Origin of the sequence: Methylobacterium sp. 092160098-2 (assembly GCF_028920805.1) — a bacterium.
In the GTDB taxonomy this organism is placed as follows: domain Bacteria; phylum Pseudomonadota; class Alphaproteobacteria; order Rhizobiales; family Beijerinckiaceae; genus Methylobacterium; species Methylobacterium fujisawaense.
Genome location: NZ_JAQPZJ010000001.1, coordinates 3,863,265 through 3,881,409, shown reverse-complemented (window position 1 = coordinate 3,881,409; position 18,145 = coordinate 3,863,265). Strand labels below are relative to the sequence as shown.

The 18,145-nt window shown below is 71.1% G+C and carries 14 protein-coding genes; 9 read left to right on the top strand and 5 right to left on the bottom strand.

Annotated features, from left to right (window positions below):
- Nucleotide 1 precedes the first annotated feature (1 nt).
- The 4 genes from PQI07_RS18215 to PQI07_RS18200 all read right to left on the bottom strand — a co-directional run bounded on the left by PQI07_RS18215 (nt 2) and on the right by PQI07_RS18200 (nt 4,062).
- On the bottom strand, nt 2-1,006 hold the full coding sequence (locus PQI07_RS18215; RefSeq protein WP_274927132.1) for a chlorophyllide a reductase iron protein subunit X: 1,005 nt from the start codon (nt 1,004-1,006) through the stop codon (nt 2-4).
- Nucleotides 1,003-1,941, bottom strand: coding sequence for a chlorophyll synthesis pathway protein BchC (gene bchC / locus PQI07_RS18210; RefSeq protein ID WP_043379907.1), 939 nt, complete (start codon nt 1,939-1,941; stop codon nt 1,003-1,005). The genes PQI07_RS18215 and bchC overlap by 4 nt, the downstream gene beginning before the upstream one ends.
- 94 nt (nt 1,942-2,035) lie before the next feature.
- Entirely contained in the window at nt 2,036-3,196 is a 1,161-nt protein-coding gene (locus PQI07_RS18205; RefSeq protein WP_446720982.1) for a methyltransferase, read from the bottom strand.
- Nucleotides 3,193-4,062 carry a polyprenyl synthetase family protein gene (locus PQI07_RS18200; RefSeq protein ID WP_043352586.1) on the bottom strand — a complete coding sequence of 290 codons (870 nt, stop codon included), beginning with the start codon at nt 4,060-4,062 and terminating at the stop codon, nt 3,193-3,195. The genes PQI07_RS18205 and PQI07_RS18200 overlap by 4 nt, the downstream gene beginning before the upstream one ends.
- Nucleotides 4,063-4,171: 109 nt before the next feature.
- On the opposite strand from PQI07_RS18200, the gene crtD reads away from it, so the two are divergent.
- Both crtD and PQI07_RS18190 read left to right on the top strand, forming a co-directional pair.
- Nucleotides 4,172-5,707 (top strand): 1-hydroxycarotenoid 3,4-desaturase CrtD, encoded by a 1,536-nt coding sequence (gene crtD, locus PQI07_RS18195; RefSeq protein ID WP_274927131.1) that lies wholly within the window; start codon nt 4,172-4,174, stop codon nt 5,705-5,707.
- Complete coding sequence (locus PQI07_RS18190; RefSeq protein ID WP_043379914.1) at nt 5,704-6,564, top strand: carotenoid 1,2-hydratase; 861 nt, start codon at nt 5,704-5,706, stop codon at nt 6,562-6,564. The genes crtD and PQI07_RS18190 overlap by 4 nt, the downstream gene beginning before the upstream one ends.
- Here PQI07_RS18190 and PQI07_RS18185 read toward each other — a convergent pair.
- Nucleotides 6,524-7,777 carry a glycosyltransferase family 87 protein gene (locus PQI07_RS18185; RefSeq protein ID WP_274927130.1) on the bottom strand — a complete coding sequence of 418 codons (1,254 nt, stop codon included), beginning with the start codon at nt 7,775-7,777 and terminating at the stop codon, nt 6,524-6,526. The genes PQI07_RS18190 and PQI07_RS18185 overlap by 41 nt on opposite strands.
- Before the next feature lie 226 nt (nt 7,778-8,003).
- Between PQI07_RS18185 and PQI07_RS18180 the strand changes: the two genes are divergently transcribed.
- The 7 genes from PQI07_RS18180 to PQI07_RS18150 are packed head-to-tail and all read left to right on the top strand — an operon-like array spanning nt 8,004 to nt 18,137.
- Nucleotides 8,004-9,254, top strand: coding sequence for a glycosyltransferase family protein (locus PQI07_RS18180; protein WP_274927129.1), 1,251 nt, complete (start codon nt 8,004-8,006; stop codon nt 9,252-9,254).
- Complete coding sequence (locus tag PQI07_RS18175; protein WP_075380403.1) at nt 9,251-10,528, top strand: glycosyltransferase family 4 protein; 1,278 nt, start codon at nt 9,251-9,253, stop codon at nt 10,526-10,528. Before PQI07_RS18180 ends, PQI07_RS18175 begins: the two co-directional genes overlap by 4 nt.
- Complete coding sequence (locus PQI07_RS18170; protein ID WP_274927128.1) at nt 10,516-12,468, top strand: glycosyltransferase; 1,953 nt, start codon at nt 10,516-10,518, stop codon at nt 12,466-12,468. The genes PQI07_RS18175 and PQI07_RS18170 overlap by 13 nt, the downstream gene beginning before the upstream one ends.
- The gene (locus tag PQI07_RS18165) at nt 12,465-14,306 is read left to right on the top strand and encodes an ABC transporter ATP-binding protein (protein ID WP_274927127.1); all 1,842 of its coding nucleotides are present in this window, start codon (nt 12,465-12,467) and stop codon (nt 14,304-14,306) included. The genes PQI07_RS18170 and PQI07_RS18165 overlap by 4 nt, the downstream gene beginning before the upstream one ends.
- Nucleotides 14,306-15,172 carry a hypothetical protein gene (locus PQI07_RS18160; RefSeq protein ID WP_274927126.1) on the top strand — a complete coding sequence of 289 codons (867 nt, stop codon included), beginning with the start codon at nt 14,306-14,308 and terminating at the stop codon, nt 15,170-15,172. Before PQI07_RS18165 ends, PQI07_RS18160 begins: the two co-directional genes overlap by 1 nt.
- Nucleotides 15,169-17,124, top strand: coding sequence for an ABC transporter substrate-binding protein (locus tag PQI07_RS18155; RefSeq protein ID WP_075380407.1), 1,956 nt, complete (start codon nt 15,169-15,171; stop codon nt 17,122-17,124). Before PQI07_RS18160 ends, PQI07_RS18155 begins: the two co-directional genes overlap by 4 nt.
- The gene (locus PQI07_RS18150) at nt 17,121-18,137 is read left to right on the top strand and encodes an ABC transporter permease (RefSeq protein WP_043758002.1); all 1,017 of its coding nucleotides are present in this window, start codon (nt 17,121-17,123) and stop codon (nt 18,135-18,137) included. Before PQI07_RS18155 ends, PQI07_RS18150 begins: the two co-directional genes overlap by 4 nt.
- Nucleotides 18,138-18,145: the final 8 nt, after the last annotated feature.

Sequence of the window (18,145 nt, the reverse complement as noted above, 5' to 3'; positions counted from 1 at the left end):
CTCAGACCTCGTCGTAGACGACTTCGAGGGACGGCTTGGACACGTGGGCGACGCCGCACATGTCCTCGTGGGTCGCAGGCACCAGCACCACGTCGCGGCCGGTGACGTCGCTGGAGAACAGGCCGAGCAGACCATCCTGTGTCAGCGGGGTCGGCCGGTGCGGCGCGGCGTCGGCGACATTGGCGGCCAGATCCGAGAACAGGCTGCCCCAGCGGCTCTCTGGCCGGCCGATGATCTCGTAATTCGCGCTCTTGCGGCGGATGTCGTCGTCGGCCGGGATCGAGGCGAGGACCGGGATGCCGGCGGCATCCGCGAAGGCCTGCGCCTCGCCGGTGCCGTCATCCTTGTTGATCACGAGGCCGCCGACGCCGACATTGCCGCCCAGCTTGCGGAAATACTCCACCGCCGAGCAGACGTTGTTGGCGACGTAGAGCGATTGCAGGTCGTTCGAGCCGACGACGATGACCTTCTGGCACATGTCCCGGGCGATCGGCAGGCCGAAGCCGCCGCAGACCACGTCGCCCAGGAAGTCGAGCAGGACGAAGTCGAAGCCCCATTCGTGGAAGCCGAGCTTCTCGAGGAGCTCGAAGCCGTGGATGATGCCGCGACCGCCGCAGCCGCGCCCGACCTCCGGGCCGCCGAGTTCCATGGCGTAGACGCCGTCGCGCTTGAAGCAGACGTCGCCGATGGCGACCGCCTCGCCGGCCAGCTTCTTCTTGGTCGAGGTCTCGATGATGGTGGGGCAGGCCTTGCCGCCGAACAGCAGCGAGGTGGTATCGCTCTTCGGATCGCAACCGATGAGCAGGACCTTCTTGCCCTGCTGGGCCATCATGTAGCTGAGATTGGCGAGCGTGAACGACTTGCCGATGCCGCCCTTGCCGTAGATCGCGATGATCTGGGTCTCTTTCTTGGCCTGGCTCGTCGCGACGGGATCCGGTTCGACCGCGGCCTCGGCGCGGAGCTGCGCGGCTTGGGACAGGGCGGCCTTGTTGAGCTGAACGTTCACGCGGCGTCCCTCCAATCGAGGATCATCTTCAGGCAGGCCGGATCCGCGAATGCGGTGCGGTAGGCGTCCTGGGCTCGACCCGCGGGAAGACGGTGGGTGATCAGTCCGTCGAGAGACAGGCGTCCGCCTTCGATCAGCTTCGTCACCGCCGCGGTGTCCTCAGGACGGAACTCGGCGGAGATCCGGATGCGCGCCTCGCGCATGAAGGCGGGCGGGAAGGCGAAGCTCAGGGGAGCCTCGTAGAAGCCGGCCAGGACGATCTCGCCGCCGGGCGCCAGCCGGGCGATCAGATCGTCGAGGCCGGCGGCGTTGCCGCTGACGTCGGTGATCGTCGCGTAGTCGCGGCGCGGGTCGGCGTCGGGCGCCACGACCGCGTAGCCATGGTCTCCCGTGGCCCGGGCCGGATCCGTCTCCCAGACCGTCGGCTCCGCGCCGGCCGCCAGGGTCAGGCGGGCGAGCAGCCGTCCGAGGACGCCGTGCCCGACGATGAGCGGGGTCGCCCCGGGCCGGATTCCGCCGAGGGCGCGATAGGCCGTCGCCGCCAGGGCCAGGAGGCAGGCCCGGTCGCCCAGCGACGCGTCCACCGGCACGAGCCGGGCGGCCGGCGCCACCAAATGAGAGGCCGCGCCGCCGAACAGGCCGCGGACGGAACCGAAGCAGCGTGCCCCCGGAACGTAGACGGTCTGGCCGACCCGAACCGAGGTATCGGCGCCGGCCTCAATGACGGTCCCGACGGATTCGTAGCCGGGTACGAGCGGATATCCCATCCCGGGAAAGGGCGGCATGCGGCCCGACCAGAGCAGGCGCTCGGTGCCGGTGCTGATCCCGCTCCAGGAAATGGCCACCACGGCATCGGCATCGCCGGGCGGCGTCAGAGCCAAGCGCTGAACCGAAAGGTGCTCCGGGTTTTCCAGAATGACGGCCAGAGCGTCCATGGCTGGAATCGTCCACCCTTTGCCTTGCGACTCTCTCTGATGCGAAGCCGCTAAGTGTCATCCTAGATAGACACAGGCCAGCGTCAAGTGACACTTACTTGAGACGGCCTGTTTTTTGGGCTTTCAGAACTCGGGTGAGCAGCGGGCGCCGGGTCGGATGTTCATGCGTCACGGCGAATCCTGCCGTGCCGAGCATCGCGCGGAGCTCCTCCGCACGGCGCGGGCGCCCGGATCCCATCGCCAGGAGATAGAAGCCGAAATAGGCGTCCCCGACCGGTTCCGCGCCCGGCGTTCCGGCCATGGGTTCCGCGAGCAGAAGCGTTCCGCCCGGCGGCAGAGCCGCGTGGACCGCTCGGAGCAGCGCCAGGGCGGGCTCGTCGTCGTGGTCGTGGACGATCCGAACCAGGGAGATCGTGTCGGCGCCGGTCGGCAGGCCTCCGTGGAAATCGCCGCCGCGGCAGGCGATTCTGCCTTCGAGGCCGGCCTGCGCCAAGCGGCTGGCGGCGCGCTCGGCCACGGCGGGGAGATCGAACAGGGTCAGGCGCGGCGTCGCGTGCCGTCCTGCCACCGCTTGCAGGAAGGCGCCCTCCCCGCCTCCGACATCCATCAGGTGCCGGACCCCTGACAGGTCGCAGGCATCGAGCACGTCCTCCGCGATCAGCGTTTGCGAGGCGCCCATCAGGCCGCTGTAGGGGGCCACCGTCTGCGCATCGCCCGAGAGGCCGGAGGCATAGGGCCAGTAGCGCGCGAGTCCGGTCGGCGGGGCCTGGCCGCGAAGCAGAGCCACCGGATCCGCAAGGTCTGCGTAGAGCAGCGCGTGATGCTCGATCATCGCGGCGATCCCGGGATTGCCGACGAGAGCGGCACCGAGATCGGCCAGCCCGAACCGCTCGCCCGACAGGGCGCGGACAAGCCCGAGGGATTCCGCGGCCCGAAGAAGGCGCTGGGTGTTGTCCGGCGGCAGGTCGAGCCGGCGAGCGAGGGCTTCGATCGTCAGGGGGCCTTCGGCCAGGATCGCGAACAGGTCGAGGCGGACGCAGGCAGTCAGAACCTGCGCGTAGACGAAGCCCGCGCAGAGATCGAAGAGGGCGCGCGTGTTCCGGCGGGCGATGCCCCGCGTGAGGGGGAAGCCCGCCGCCCAGCGCTGGAAGCGGGGGCTCGCGACCAGGCGGATGCGCCAGGCGTTCCATCGATCCGTCCAGGCGGACGGGACGGACGCCGCCGCACCGATACCGGAGAGCGATCGGCCGGTCAGGCCGTCACCGCCCGCAGGCTCGCGGGCAGGAACAGCCGCGCCTGCGCCTCGATCTCGGCGGTCAGCGCGGCCATGCCCGGGCAGGCCGGAATCGCCGCCACGGCCTCGCGCGTCAGTCTCGACAGCCGATCCAGCGCGCCGCCGGTGCCCAGAAGCGCCGCAGCGTTGGGCCGCCCCAGAGTTGCGTCGCGCCCGGCAGGCTTGCCGATCTCCTCCTGGCGGCAGGCGACGTCACGCAGGTCGTCGGCGACCTGATAGGCCTCGCCGAGGCACTCGCCGAGGCGGCGCCAGGGCTCCGAATCCGCTCCCGCCGCGGCGGCGCCGGCGACGGTGGCGGCGGCGAACAGGGCCCCGGTCTTCGCCTGCTGGTAGTCGCTGAGGCTGATATGGGCCTCCGATTCCCAGGCTTGCCCTGCGGCGATGCCCGACGGCGACCCGGCGGCGCGACCGAGGAGGCCCACGAGCCGTCCCAGGCGCGCGGGATGGGAGCCGGCGGACCGGGCCAGTGTCTCGAAGGCAAGGACGATCAGGGCGTCGCCGGTCAGGACGGCGATGGGCTCGCCGAAAGCGACATGGACGGAGGGCTTCTGCCGCCGCATCGGCGCATCGTCGAAGCACGGCAGGTCGTCATGGACCAGGGAGGCGCAGTGCAGAAGCTCGATGGCTGCGGCCGCCGCTTCTGAGCCGGCCGGATCGTCATCGCCGCAGGCGCGGGCGACCGACAGGCACAGCCGCGGCCGGATCCGATGCCCGCCCGGGAACACCGCGTAACGGAGCGCCTCCGCCAGAAGGGGCGGCGCGCCCGGCGCCTCCGCGTGAGCAACGGCGCGATCCAGCGCCATCTCGATCCGCCGACCGGACTCCATCGCGTTGCCTCCCGTGTTGTGTGCGGTTGTCAGCAACAAGTGTCATTTCTTATTGACACTTTGGCGCCGGCAGATCAATCCCGTTTCCGGGGGAGAAGGTGGAGCGACCGTGGCGCAGGAGCGCGTCGTCGTGATCGGAGCGGGGATCGGTGGTCTCGCCGCGGCCGTGCGGCTCGCTCATGCCGGATTCCACACCACGGTCCTCGAGCGGGCGCAGCAGCCCGGCGGAAAGATGCGCGCCATCCCCGTCGGAGACCGCGCCATCGAGGCCGGCCCGACCGTCTTCACGATGCGCTGGGTCTTCGAGGAGCTGTTCGCGGAATGCGGTGCAGAGCTCGGGGACCGGATCTCCCTGGCGCCGGCTCGGCTCCTCGCCCGGCATGCCTGGAGCCGGGACGAGCGCCTCGACCTGTTCGCCGACATCGAGGCGTCCGCCGACGCCGTCGCGGCCTTCGCGGGACGGCGTGAGGCGGACGGCTATCGGCGCTTCTGCGCCCGCTCGGCGGAGGTCTACCGCACTCTCGAAGGGCCGTTCATCCGCGAGGGCCGGACCGGCCCCGCCGGCCTCGCGCAAAGGGTCGGCCTGTCGGGCCTCGGCGACCTCTGGCGGATCCAGCCCTTCACCACGCTCCAGTCTGCGCTGGGCAGCTACTTCCGCGATCCCCGGCTGCTCCAGCTGTTCGGACGCTACGCCACCTATTGCGGCGCCTCGCCCTACACCGCGCCGGCGACGCTGATGCTCGTCGCCCATGTCGAGCAGGCCGGAATCTGGACCGTTTCGGGCGGCCTCAGCGGCCTCGCGCGGGCCGTGGCCGATCTCGCCGAGGAGCGGGGCGCGGCCTTCCGCTACGCTGCGGAGGCCGAGCGGATCCTCACCGCGGGCGGTCGGGTCGTCGGCGTGCGCCTGGCCGACGGCACGACGGTTCCGGCCGACCGCGTCGTCTGCAATGCCGATTGCGCCGCCCTCGGCGCGGGCCTGTTCGGACCGGACGCCGCCGTCGCCGGCGAGCGGCTCGCGCCCGGCGAGCGCTCGCTGTCCGCCGTCACATTCTGCGCGGAGGCGGTGCCTTACGGCTTCCCGCTGGCGCACCACACGGTCTTCTTCTCCCGCGATTACCGGACCGAGTTCGACACGATCCTGCGCGACCGTCGCCTGCCCGACGATCCCACGGTCTACGTTTGTGCCCAGGACCGGGACGCGGCGGGGACCGCGCCGCAGGGGCCCGAGCGCCTGCTCATGCTCGTCAACGCACCGGCGGATGGCCGGGAGCGACCGCTCACGCCGTCGGAGACCCACAGATGCGAGACGACCCTGATCCGCCGGTTGGAGGCCTGCGGGCTCACCCTGACCTTCGCGTCGTCGGCGGTGACCACGACGCCACGGGATTTCGACGCCCTCTTTCCCGGGACGGGCGGAGCGCTCTACGGGCGGGCGGCGCAGGGATGGGCGACGACCTTCAAGCGCGCGGGCGCCCGGACGGCGCTGCCGGGCCTCTATCTGGCGGGGGGCTCGATCCATCCCGGCCCGGGCGTGCCGATGGCCGCGCAATCGGGTCGGCTGGCAGCGGCGGCGATCCTGGAGGACCGCGATTCGATGGCCCGGTCGCGCGGGGCGGCTACGCGTGGTGGTACGTCGATGCGGTGAGCGACGATGGCCGTCACGGCCTCACGATCATCGCGTTCATCGGAAGCGTGTTCTCGCCCTACTACGCGTGGAGCGCCGAGAAGGACCCCTTCGCCCATTGCGCCATGAACGTGGTCCTCTACGGCGATCGCGGCCGCTTCGCGATGACCGAGCGGCGCGCTGCCAGCCTGTCGCGCGGCCCCGACCACATCGCCATCGGCCCGAGCGCGATGCACTGGGATGGCACGGCGCTGACCGTTCGCATCGACGAGCGCGGGGCGCCGCTGCCCCATCGACTCCGCGGCACCGTCCGTCTCGAGCCGCGCGGTTTCACGGCGGGTCCGTTCCATCTCGACAGGGCGGGCCGCCACCGCTGGTGGCCGATGGCGCCGTCCTCCCGGGTCGAGGTGGATTTCGACCAGCCGGATCTGCGCTGGAGCGGCGGAGGCTACTTCGACACGAATGACGGCGACGAACCGCTGGAGGCTGCCTTCTCCCGGTGGACGTGGTGCCGGGCGGACCTGCCGGACGGCGCCGCGATCCTGTACGACGTCCACCATCGCGACGGCGGCGGACAGAATCTGTCGCTCCGGTTCTCCGCCGACGGCAGCCGCCGCGAGATACGGCCGCCGCCCGCGGCGTCGCTGCCGGCGACCGGGTTCTGGCGGATGCCGCGCGAGACCCGCAGCGATGACGGGCGGTCGCGGGTGCTCGCGACCTACGAGGATACGCCGTTCTACGCCCGCTCGCTCCTCGCCTCGACGCTGGGCGGCGAGCCGGTGCGGGCCATGCACGAGAGCCTGTCGCTCGACCGGTTCCGCAACCCGCTGGTGCGGCTCATGCTGCCCTTCCGGATTCCTCGGCCGATGGCCCCGTGAGGGCCTGGATGTCGACGCCGCCCCTCCCGGTTCGGTGCCGACCTTCGAAGACCGTCCAGGGCCGGATGCGGTGGGCGATGCAGGCGAGCGTTGCGACGCTCAGCACGAATCCGAGGGGAAAGCCGGTCAGCCCCGCCACCTCCCGCGTGACCGCGAAGAGCGGCGCACAGCAGATCAGGACGCGTTCGTGCGGTCGCAATCCGCCCGCCCGGTGCGCGGCGAGGGCCAGCAGGAGCGTGGCCGGGACGACGGGCGCCAGATCGTAGACCGGCAGGTACGGCGACAGTATCGGCGCGGCGGCGACGAGCGCCGCCGCGTGCAGCGCCGCGTCGGTGGGGCGGCACCAGGCGCGGCAGGCCACCCCGAGGGCCAGTGCGGCGACGAGCACCTGCGCGATCCACGCTGTGGCCATCGCGCCGCCGACCAAGCGCACGGCCCCGAACGCGCTGGCATTGAGGTCGAGGCCCGCGGCGGCGTTCTGCAGAATGATCCGATTCGTGTCTCCGAGCGTGCCGAAGAAGCCGCTCCAGGGCGCTGTGCCGAAGAGGGCCAGCGATGCGAGGCAGAGGACCAGCACCGTGGCGAGGCAGGCCGCCAGACAATCCCGCCGCCCGGTCGCCAGCAGGAGCACGGGCGCCAGCGCCGCGAAATGCGGCTTGTAGGCCAGCAGGCCGAAGCAGAGCCCGGCCAGCCAGGGGCGCCGGTCCACGAGCACCGCGCCGAGGGTCAGAAGCGACGCCGTGAACAGAGCGTTCTGGCCGTAGGCGAGGTTGCTCAGCACCAAGGGATGCGCGAGCGCGACGAAAGCCACATCCATCCGGCCGGCTGCCACGCGCATCGTCAGCGCGAACAGGGCGACCGAGAGTGCAATCCAGAGCAGATAGGCCGGCTGCGGTTCCATGAGCGCCATGGCGGCCGCCGGCAGGAGGAACACCGGCGGGTAGTGCCAGGCGAAGCGGCAATCCTGCCCGAAGGCGGCCTTCATGTTCGCCAGATGCACCGGCAGATCGTAGGGCTCGCCGCCCCGGCCCTCCAGAGCGGAACGGCCCGCCGTCCAGACCTGAGCGAAATCGTTTCCGAGCGGATCGCCGTACCAGTTCCGCCGCGGCTCCGGGCCGGTCCCATAGACCAGCAGGACCAGGGCGAGGCCGAACGGGACCAGCACACGGGCCGCGCGCATGGCAAAGGCGGACAGCCGGGCGTCGCTGCTCACGAGATCCGCGAGGTCGGCCCATAAGGCAGGCAGGCGTGCGGTCGCGGGGCCCGGCGCGCGGGACTGGGAAGGCGCAGGCATCGGGCGATTTCGGTATCCGGACTTGGCGGAAGCTTAGGTTCCCGCGGTTTGAAGCCCGTTAACAGCGCTGTTTGCGGCCCGGCCCGGCTTGTGCGAGAGGGCGGCGGCTGCGATCCTTGCGCCGTCAACCGGGGCGGTCACCTTGATGCGACTGGACGAGGCGTCTTCGGCCCCGCGCGTCCTGATTTACAGCCACGACACCTTCGGGCTGGGGCATCTGCGCCGCTCGCGGGCGATCGCCAACGCGATCGTGGCGTGCAACCGCGGCGCTCAAGCGATGATCGTCTCGGGCTCGCCGGTGGTTGATCGCTTCGCCTTTGCGCCGGGCGTCCGGACCGTCCGGCTGCCGCCGGTGACCAAGTTCGCGGATGGCAATTATGCCAGCCTCGACGCGGCGACCCCCCTCGCCCGCACGGTCGAGCAGCGGTCGGCGATCATCGCCCAGGCCTGCGGAACCTTCCGCCCCGACCTGATCATCGTCGACAAGGAACCGGCCGGATTCCACGGCGAGTTGCTGCCGGTGCTGGAAGGCGCCGCCGACCGCGACATCCGCCTGGTCCTCGGACTGCGCGACGTCCTCGACGACGCCGATCGTCTCGTGCCCGAATGGGAGCGCAAGGGGGCGATCGAGACGATGGTGCAGTTCTACGACGAGATCTGGGTCTATGGGCTGAGCCGCATCCATCAGCCCCTCGCGGCGCTGCCGATGGATCCCGAGATCGCCGCGCGCATCGACGCGCGCCTGATCTATACCGGCTATCTGCGCCGGGACCTCCCGGAGCGCCGCGCCGGCCGCAAGGAGCCGGCCATCGCCGACGGCCCGTTCATTCTGGTCACGCCGGGCGGCGGCGGCGATGGTGCCGCCCTGATCGACTGGGTGATTGCCGCCTACGAGGCCGATCCGGCGATCCCTTTGCCCGCCCTGATTGCCTTCGGTCCTTTCCTCGATACCGCCACCCGCGACGGTTTCGCGGCGCGCATCCGCGCGCTCGGCGGAAGAATCGCCGCGATCACCTTCGATAGCGAGATCGAGTTCCTGTTGCGCAAGGCCGCCGGCATCGTCGCCATGGGGGGCTACAACACCTTCTGCGAGATTCTGTCCTTCGACCGTCGCGCAATCCTCGTGCCCCGGACCGAGCCGCGGCGGGAGCAGGCGATCCGGGCGCTCGCGGCCGAGCGGCTCGGCCTCGCGCGGGTCCTGATGGAGGCCGAGGGCCGGACGCCCGGGCGCATGGCGGCCGCGCTCCGCGACCTGCCGGAGCAGGATCCGCCGTCGCGGGTGCTGGTGCCGGGTCTGCTCGACGGCCTCGACGCGGTGGCCCGCCGCGTGCGGGCGCTGACGGCGCGCGGCAGCGCGGACGAAGAGACCCGCCCGTGCCTGCAGGCCTATTCGTGAGCGCCAAACGGGTCGCCGTGGTGCTGAAGGGCTATCCGCGGCTCTCCGAGACCTTCATCGCGCAGGAGCTGCTCGCCTTGGAGCGGCGCGGTCTGTCCCTGGAGATCTGGTCCCTGCGCCGCCCGACCGACCGGGCGCGCCATCCGATGCACGGGCAGATCCGAGCCGAGGCCGCCTACCTGCCCGAATATCTGCGCGATGCGCCGCTGCGTGTGCTCCGCGGACTCGGTGCGGCGTTCCGGCGGCGGAACCTCCCGGCGCTTCTCGCGCTGTTCGCCCGCGACTTCCGGCGCGACCCGACGGCGTCGCGGCTGCGCCGCCTCGGGCAGGCCCTGGTCCTCGCCCGGGAACTGCCGGCCGACATCGCCCATATCCACGTGCATTTTCTGCATACGCCGGCCAGCGTCGCCCGCTACGCCGCGCTGCTCACCGCGCGCCGGTGGAGCTTCTCGGCGCATGCCAAGGATATCTGGACGACGCCGGACTGGGAGCTGACCGAGAAGCTGCGCGACGCCGCTTGGGGTGTGACCTGTACCCGCGACGGGCTTGCACGGCTGGACGCGCTCGCGCCCGGCCGGACGCTGCTCGCCTACCACGGGCTCGACCTCAGCCGCTTTCCGATCCCGCCGCCGCATGAAACGCGCGACGGCACGGATCCGGCCCGGCCGCTCCGGCTCCTCTGCGTCGGACGGCTCGTCGCCAAGAAGGGACACGACGATCTGATCGACGCCCTGGCCACCCTGCCCCCAGGCCTGCATTGGCAGCTCGACCTGATCGGCGGCGGAGAGCTGCGCGCTGCCCTGGAGGCGCGGGTTGGCACCTGTGGCCTCGCTGAGCGGATCCGCTTCCGGGGCGCCCTGGCGCAGCCTGCGGTGATCGAGGCCATGCGCGCGGCCGACCTGTTCGTCCTGCCGACGAAGCCGGCCCCGGGCGGCGACCGCGATGGATTGCCGAACGTGCTGATGGAGGCGGCAAGCCAAGCGTTGCCGATTCTGGCGACCGCATTCGCCGGCACGCCGGAATTCATCACCGATGGCACGCACGGGGTCCTGGTCCCGCCGGGCGACCCGGCGGTGCTGGCGGCGGCGCTGATCCGTCTCGCCGACGATCCGGGCCTCCGCCGGAGGCTGGGCGAGGCCGCCCGGGCGCGGCTTGTGCGAGACTTCTCCGAGGAGGCCGCGATCGCGCTGATCGCCGGCCGGCTGCGTGCCTCTGCGGGTCTGTCGTCGGACGTGGCCGCACACGAATCGGAGCTGCCCGCGTGCGCGTCCTGATCGCGGTCACGCATCTCTTGGGCGCGGGGCATCTCACCCGCGCCGCCGCCCTCGCCCGCGCCTTCGCGGCGGCCGGTCACGAGACACTGCTGATCTCGGGCGGCGTTCCGGCGCCGATGGTCCGCCGCGACGGCCTGCGCCTCGTTCAGCTGCCGCCGCTCCGGATCGCCGGCACGGAGTTCTCGACGCTGCTGGAGCCCGACGGCCGTCCGGCCGAGCCGCCGCTGCTGGCACGCCGCAGCGCCCTGATGACCGAGACCGTGACGGCCTTCGCACCGGATGCCGTCATCACCGAGCTGTTCCCCTTCGGCCGGCGCGCCCTGGCACACGAGTTCCTGGCTCTGGTGGATGCCGCTCGTGCAGGTCGGCCGCGCCCGCTCGTCCTCGCATCCGTCCGCGACATTCTCGTCGCCTCGACGAAGCCCGCGCGCATCGCCGAGGCGCATGCACGCGTGGCGGACCTCTACGACGCCGTTCTGGTACACGGCGATCCGGCTCTCGTGCCCCTCGATACCTCCTGGCCCGTCGATGCGGCCACCGCCGCGAAAGTCCGGTACACCGGCTACGTGGACGAGGGCACGGTCGCTTTGCCGGCAACCCGTCGCGCCGGCGTGCTGGTCGCCGCCGGATCCGGGCCGGCCGGGCTGGTTCTGCTCGGCGCTGCCGCCGAGGCGGCCCGGCAACGGCCGGATCTCGGCTGGCGGATCCTCGCCGGCCACGGTGTGCCCGAGGCGGCGCTGTCCGGGATCGGCCGCGATCTTCCTCCGGGCGTCCTCGGCCGTGCCCGGCCTGACTACCGCGCCCTCCTGGCCGGGGCTGCCGTCTCTGTGAGCCAGTGCGGCTACAACACGGCCATCGATCTCCTCGCCACGGGCACGCCCGCCGTGCTGGTGCCGTTCGAGGCCGGCGTCGAGACCGAGCAACGCCTGCGCGCCGCGTGCCTCGCCGCCCGCGGTCTCGCCCGTGTGCTGCCGGAATCGGAGTTGACGGCCCAAACCCTGGTCCAGGCCGTCGAGGCCCAGGCGGCTGCACCCGTCCCCGGTCCGCACGGCATCGACATCGCCGGCGCCCGGCGCACGGTGGAACTGGTCGAGAGCCTGCACGGCGTCGGTCCGGCGCGGCGCGGATCCGTTCCCGCGACGGATCCGGCCTTCGCGGTCATCGATCGCGCCCTGGATTCCGTGGCCGCCCGCGGCGGGCGTGTTCCGCTGTTCTGGCGCGACGACGATGCGATCGCGGCGAGCCCGAAGCTCGATCGGCTCGTGGGGCTTGCGGAGGCGCATGGCATCCCGCTGCTCCTCGCGGCGATTCCGTCCGGGATCGAGCCGTCGCTCCAACGGCGCCTTGAAACGGCTCCAGGCGTGAGGGTCGCCATTCATGGCCTCGCCCACAGCAACCATGCGCGCCCCGGCGAGAAGCCGGCGGAGTTCGGTGCGCACCGGCCCCTCGATATCCGGATCGCGGAGGCCGCGGCCGGCTTGCGGATCGCCCGCGCGCGGCTGGCGGAGGCCACGGTGCTGCCGGTCTTCGTCCCACCCTGGAACCGCCTCGCGCCGGATCTCGCCGCCGCCCTGCCTGATCTCGGCTATTGCGGCCTCTCGGCCGTACCCGGCCCACCGGTTCCGGGTCTGCGCCGGCTCGACGCCACGCTCGACCCGATCGACTGGCGGGGCACCCGGTCCCTGCGCGATCCGGAGGCGCTGCTGACCGGCGTCGCCGACGCCATCCTCCGTGCGCCGGAGCAGCCGGTCGGTCTGCTGACCCACCATCGCGTCCATGACGACGCCCTCTGGAGCTTCGTCGCGGCGCTGATCGCGCACCTCGTCCGGCACCCGGCGATACAGCTGCTGGATCTTCGCGAGCACTTCGGCGTCGCCGCGATGGACATGGGCCCCAAGGCGTCTAAGTCTCGGGTCTCACAGATCGCGAGGACGGGTTGAGCCCGCTATTGTCCATCCGCGACCTCGCGGTCGCGTTCCGCACGGAGAGCGGCCCGTTCGAGGCGCTGCACGGCCTGTCCCTCGACGTTCACCGCGGCCGGACCCTTGCTCTCGTCGGGGAGTCCGGCTCGGGCAAATCGGTGACCGCCCAGGCGATCCTCCGGATTCTGCCCCCGGCCGCCGCCATCACCCGTGGCCGGATCCTGTTTCGGGATGGCGAAACGGAGACCGACATCGCGCGCCTCCCCGCCGACAGCGAGGCGATGCGGGCGATCCGCGGCCAGCGGATCGCGATGATCTTCCAGGAGCCGATGACCTGCCTGTCTCCGCTCCACACGGTGGGCGATCAGATTGGCGAGGCCCTGCGGATCCATACCGGTGCCGACCGCAAGGAGGCGGATGCCCGAACCGAGGAGGCGCTGGCCCGGGTCGGCTTCCCCGATCCGCACCGCGCCCTGCGGACCTATCCGTTCGAGCTGTCCGGGGGCCTACGCCAGCGGGCCATGATCGCCATGGCGCTCATCCTGAAGCCCGCCCTGCTGGTGGCCGACGAGCCGACCACCGCGCTCGATGTCACAACGCAGGCCCAGATCCTCGCCCTGCTCGCCCGGCTCCAGGAGGAGACCGGGATGGCGATCCTGCTGATCACGCACGATCTCGGCGTGGTGGCCAACATCGCCCACGACGTGGCGGTCCTGTATCGCGGCCGCCTCGTGGAGGCGGGCCCGCGCGACACGGTGATGCGGACGCCGGGCCATGCCTATCTCCGCGCGCTCCTTCACGCGGTGCCCCGCTTCGACATGCAACCCGGCGAGCGCCTGACGCCGATCCGCCCCGCGCGGGCCGAGATACCGCCCGGGCAGAAGCCCGCGCCGCTGGCGGGGCCGCTCCTCCAGGTCGAGGGCGTCAGCAAGAGCTTCACCCTGCGCGCGGGACGGATGTGGCAGAAGCCGCGGACCGTCCATGCGGTCTCGGACGTCGCGCTCAGCCTCGCGGGCGGCCAGACGCTCGGGCTCGTCGGCGAGTCCGGATCGGGCAAAACCACCGTCTCGAAGATGATCATGCGGGCGCTGCGGCCTGATGCCGGGCGGATCCTGTTCGACGACGGCAGCGGCCCCCGGGACGTCCACGCTTTGAGCGGCGATGCGTTGTTCGCCTATCGCCGCACGGTCCAATTCGTGTTCCAGGACCCCTACGCGTCCCTGGATCCGCGCATGACCGTGCGCCAGATCCTGTCCGAGCCGATGGAGATCCACGGCGTCCCGGCAGGAGAGCGACGGGAGCGCTGTCGTGCCCTGATGGCGATGGTCGGTCTGGAGTCGAGCGGTCTCGGCCGCTACCCGCACGCCTTCTCGGGCGGCCAGCGGCAGCGCATCGGCATCGCCCGGGCCCTCGCCCCGAAGCCGCGGCTGCTGGTGCTCGACGAGCCGGTCTCGGCCCTCGACGTCTCGGTCCAGGCCCAGATCCTGAACCTGCTCAAGGATCTCCAGGCGGCGCTGGGGCTCTCCTACCTCATCGTCTCCCACAATCTGGCAGTGATCGACTACATGGCTGATACCATCAGCGTGATGTGCCGGGGGCGCATCGTCGAGGAGGCGCCCCGCGCCGCCCTGTTCCGCCGTCCGGTGCATCCCTATACGCAGGCGCTGCTCGCGGCCGTGCCGGATCCGAGCCTCGACCATCCGCTCGATTTCGCGGCGGTCGCGGGCGACCAGAACGATCCGATGCGCTGGGAGGAGCCTTTTCGCCTGGCCCCCGACGAGGCCGGGGCGATGCGCGCGGTCGAGATCGGCCACCGGGTGCGCTTCGGCGCCGCCCACGCGGTCGAGGCCGCGTGATGCAGGCCCGGCCACCCGTGATGCTGGAGCGCCTGCGCCGCAAGGTGCTGTCGCCGCTCTTCGACCGCCTGGGCTACGACCTCGTCCCGGCGGCCCCCGACTGGAGCCACCGGCCGACGTCACCGCGCGAGGTGGCGACGCTGCTCGAATCGGCCGCCGCCATCCTGGAACGGGATCTCGCCGCCGCCGGCCTGGTTCCGGATGGCGACGTCCTCGAACAGGTCCAGGCGTTCTGGGCGCTGATCCCCACCGCGCCCGTCCGCCAGCGCCGGGGCGGCAGCGGCTTCAACGGCGCGTTGCAGCTCTATATCGCGATGCGGGCGCTGAAGCCGGATTTCGTGATCGAATCCGGCGTGTTTCGCGGCCTCACCACCTGGGTCATCCGGCAGGCCCGCCCGCAGGCACAGATCTTCTGCCACGATCCCGACCTGTCGGGCCTCCAGTACCGCGACCGGCAGGCGCGCTACAGCACCGCCGACTGGTCGAAAGCCGACTGGTCCATGCTGGACCCGGCGCGGACGGTGGCGTTCTTCGACGACCACGTCGCCCAGGGGCGGCGGGTCGTCGAGGCGCAGGCCCGGGGCCTGACCCGTCTGCTCTTCGACGACGATGCCGCCGGACACCGGATCCACGCCCATGGCGGACCTGCGCATCCGACCATCGCGATGATCACCGGCCCCGAACGCAGCCCGGAGCCGATCCGCTGGACCCGGAACGGCCGACACTTCGAGCAGCCGGCCGACGATTCTCTTCTCCGGCAGGCTGCAGACCTGATCGTGCGGTCGCATGCCTTCGATGACCTGCACCGGGCCACGGGCTACTCGCCGGCGCGGCTGACCTCGGTGACGCTTCGGGGCAGCCCATGAGCGCCGGGGATTTCCGGGACGATTCTTCCGCCTCCCTCCCGCGCCGCGGCAGGCGGGACGGCACGGTCTCCCGCCGCGCCCTCCTCGTCGGCCTGGGCGCCACATTGAGCTGGTCGCGCGCGCCGTCATGGGCCTTCGCAGAGACGCCGCCGACGGATGCGCTCGGTCCGCCGACCAAGCCCGCCGTCGCCGACCTCGCTGCCCATGGCCGCCGTCTCGGGACGGCAGGCGGCACGATCCGGACCCTCATCGCGAAGGCCCGGGATGTCCGCTACCTGTCGGTCTACGGCTATACCCGCTTGGTCGGTTACGATGCCGAGCTGAACCTGCGGCCCGACGTGCTGGAACGTGTCGATGTCGAGGGCGGGCGCTTCACCTTCACGCTCCGCCAGGGCCACCGCTGGTCGGACGGCCATCCGTTCACCACGGAGGATTTCCGCTATTACTGGGAGGACGTCGCCAACGAGAAGGCGCTGAATCCCGATGGGCCGCCGGCCTTCTTCCGGGTCGACGGCAAGCTGCCGCAGGTGGAATTCCTCGACCCGGTCACGGTCCGCTACAGCTGGGACCGGCCGAACCCGATGTTCCTGCCCGCCCTGGCGGCGCCGCGGGACCCGCTGATCTACCGGCCGGCGCACTACCTGAAACCGTATCATGCCCGCTACATCGGCAAGGAGGCGGCCGACGCGAAGGCCAAGGCGCTCAAGCTCCGCAGCTGGGCGGCGCTGCACAACCGCCTCGACGACAATTACGAGCTCAACAATCCGGAGTGTCCGACCCTGCAGGGCTGGGTGCCGCGGACCCGCTCGCCGGCCACCCGGTTCCGCTTCGAGCGCAACCGCAGCTACCACCGGGTCGACACGGCCGGCACGCAACTGCCCTATGTCGACACCATCGTGATGGATGTGGCTTCGCAGGGCCTCCTGGTCGCCAAGACCAACGCCGGCGAGGCCGACCTGATGTTTCGCGGCCTGACGATGCCCGATATCCCGAGCCTCAAGGAGGGTGAGGCGGCCCATCGGTACCGCACCAACTTGTGGCCCGTGGCCCGGGGATCGGAGATCGCCCTCTACCCGAATCTCACCACGACGGATCCGGCCTGGCGGCAGCTCAACCGCGACGTGCGCTACCGGCACGCCCTGTCGCTCGCCATCGATCGCCGGACCCTGAACAACACGCTGCTGTTCGGACTGGGCACCGAGGGGAACGACACGATCCTCTCGGACAGCGCCCTCTTCGAGCCGGAGATGCGGACGCTGAACGCCGCCTACGATCCGGCGCAGGCGGCGAAGCTCCTCGATGAACTCGGTCTGACCGGACGCGACGGCGCGGGCACGCGGCTGCTGCCCGGTGGGCGGCCGCTGGAGATCGTGGTGGAGAGCGACGGCGAGGCCGAGATGGTGCTGGACGCGCTGCTCCTCATCACGGAGTTCTGGCGCGAGGTCGGCATCCGGCTGATCACCAAGCCGCAGGAGCGCACCAACCTGCATCGGCGCTCCATCGGCGGCATGACCATCATGGTGGCCGCCCAGGGGCTCGACCTCGCGGTGCCGACCGCGATCATGCCGCCGACCGAGCTGAGCCCTGCCCAGCCGGAGCACTATTCCTGGCCCCTCTGGAGCATGAACGTCGAGAGCCGCGGCAAGAGCGGCGAGCCCTGCGACGTTCCGGAGGTCCAGCGACTGCTCGACCTCGACCGCCAGTGGCGCGACACCGACGACGCCGCCAAGCAGGCCGCGATCTGGCGCGAGATGCTGACGAATCACGCGCGCAACACCTGGGTGATCGGCACGGTGGCGGGGGCGCTCCAGCCCGTTGTCGGCGCGGATCGTCTGATCAACCTTCCGAAGCGCGCCCTCTATTCCTGGGAACCCACTGCAATGATCGGCGTGCAGCGCCTCGACGAGTTGTTCTGGGAGACAGGCGCCGACACCCGCGCGGAGGTCCGGTGATCCGTCAGATCCTTCGCCGGATCGTCACCATGGCGGTGACGCTGCTGGTCATTTCGGCGCTCGTCTTCATCATCATCAAGCTGCCGCCCGGCGACTACCTGTCCAACCGGATCATGGAGCTGCGCGCCACCGGCGATGCCAGCTCCGTGGCGAAGGCGGAGTTGCTGATCCAGCAATACGGGCTCGACCGCCCGGTCTGGCAGCAATACCTGATGTGGATCGGGGTGATGCCCGGCTCGGTGGGGTTCTCGGGCCTGCTCCAGGGCGATTGGGGCTGGTCGTTCGAGTACGACAAGCCGGTGGCGGATGTCGTCGGCGACGCCCTGTGGCTGACCCTGCTGATCAATCTGACGGCCGTGGTGTTCGTCCACCTCGTCGCGATCCCGGCGGCGATCTACTCGGCGACGCACCGGAACACGGTCGGCGACGCCGTCGTGACCCTGCTGGGCTATGTCGGCCTCGCGGTCCCGGGCTTCCTGCTGGCGCTGATCCTGCTCTTCTACGCCAACCGCTGGTTCGGGCTGTCGATCGGCGGCCTCTACGATTCGGCCCTCACCAACCAGCCCTGGACCTGGGAGAAGGTCCGCTCGCTCCTGGCGCATCTCATCGTGCCGACCCTGGTGATCGGACTCGGCGGTACGGCGGCCATGATCCGGCGGATGCGTGCCAACCTGTTGGACGAACTGGCCAAGCCCTACACGGTCACGGCCCGTGCCAAGGGCCTGCCGCCCCTGCAGGCGTTGCTGAAGTATCCGTTCCGGATGTCGCTGAACCCGTTCGTGGCGGATATCGGCAACCTGCTGCCGCACCTCGTCTCGGGTTCGGTTCTGGTCTCTCTGGTGCTCAGCCTGCCGACCGTCGGGCCGCTGCTCCTCGAAGCCCTGCGCAGTCAGGATCAGTTCATGGCCGGCTTCCTCCTGATGTTCGTCGCGGCCTTGACCCTCGTCGGCATGCTGATCTCGGACCTGATCCTGGTCTGGCTCGATCCGCGCATCCGCATGGGCCTGCGATGAACCGGCCC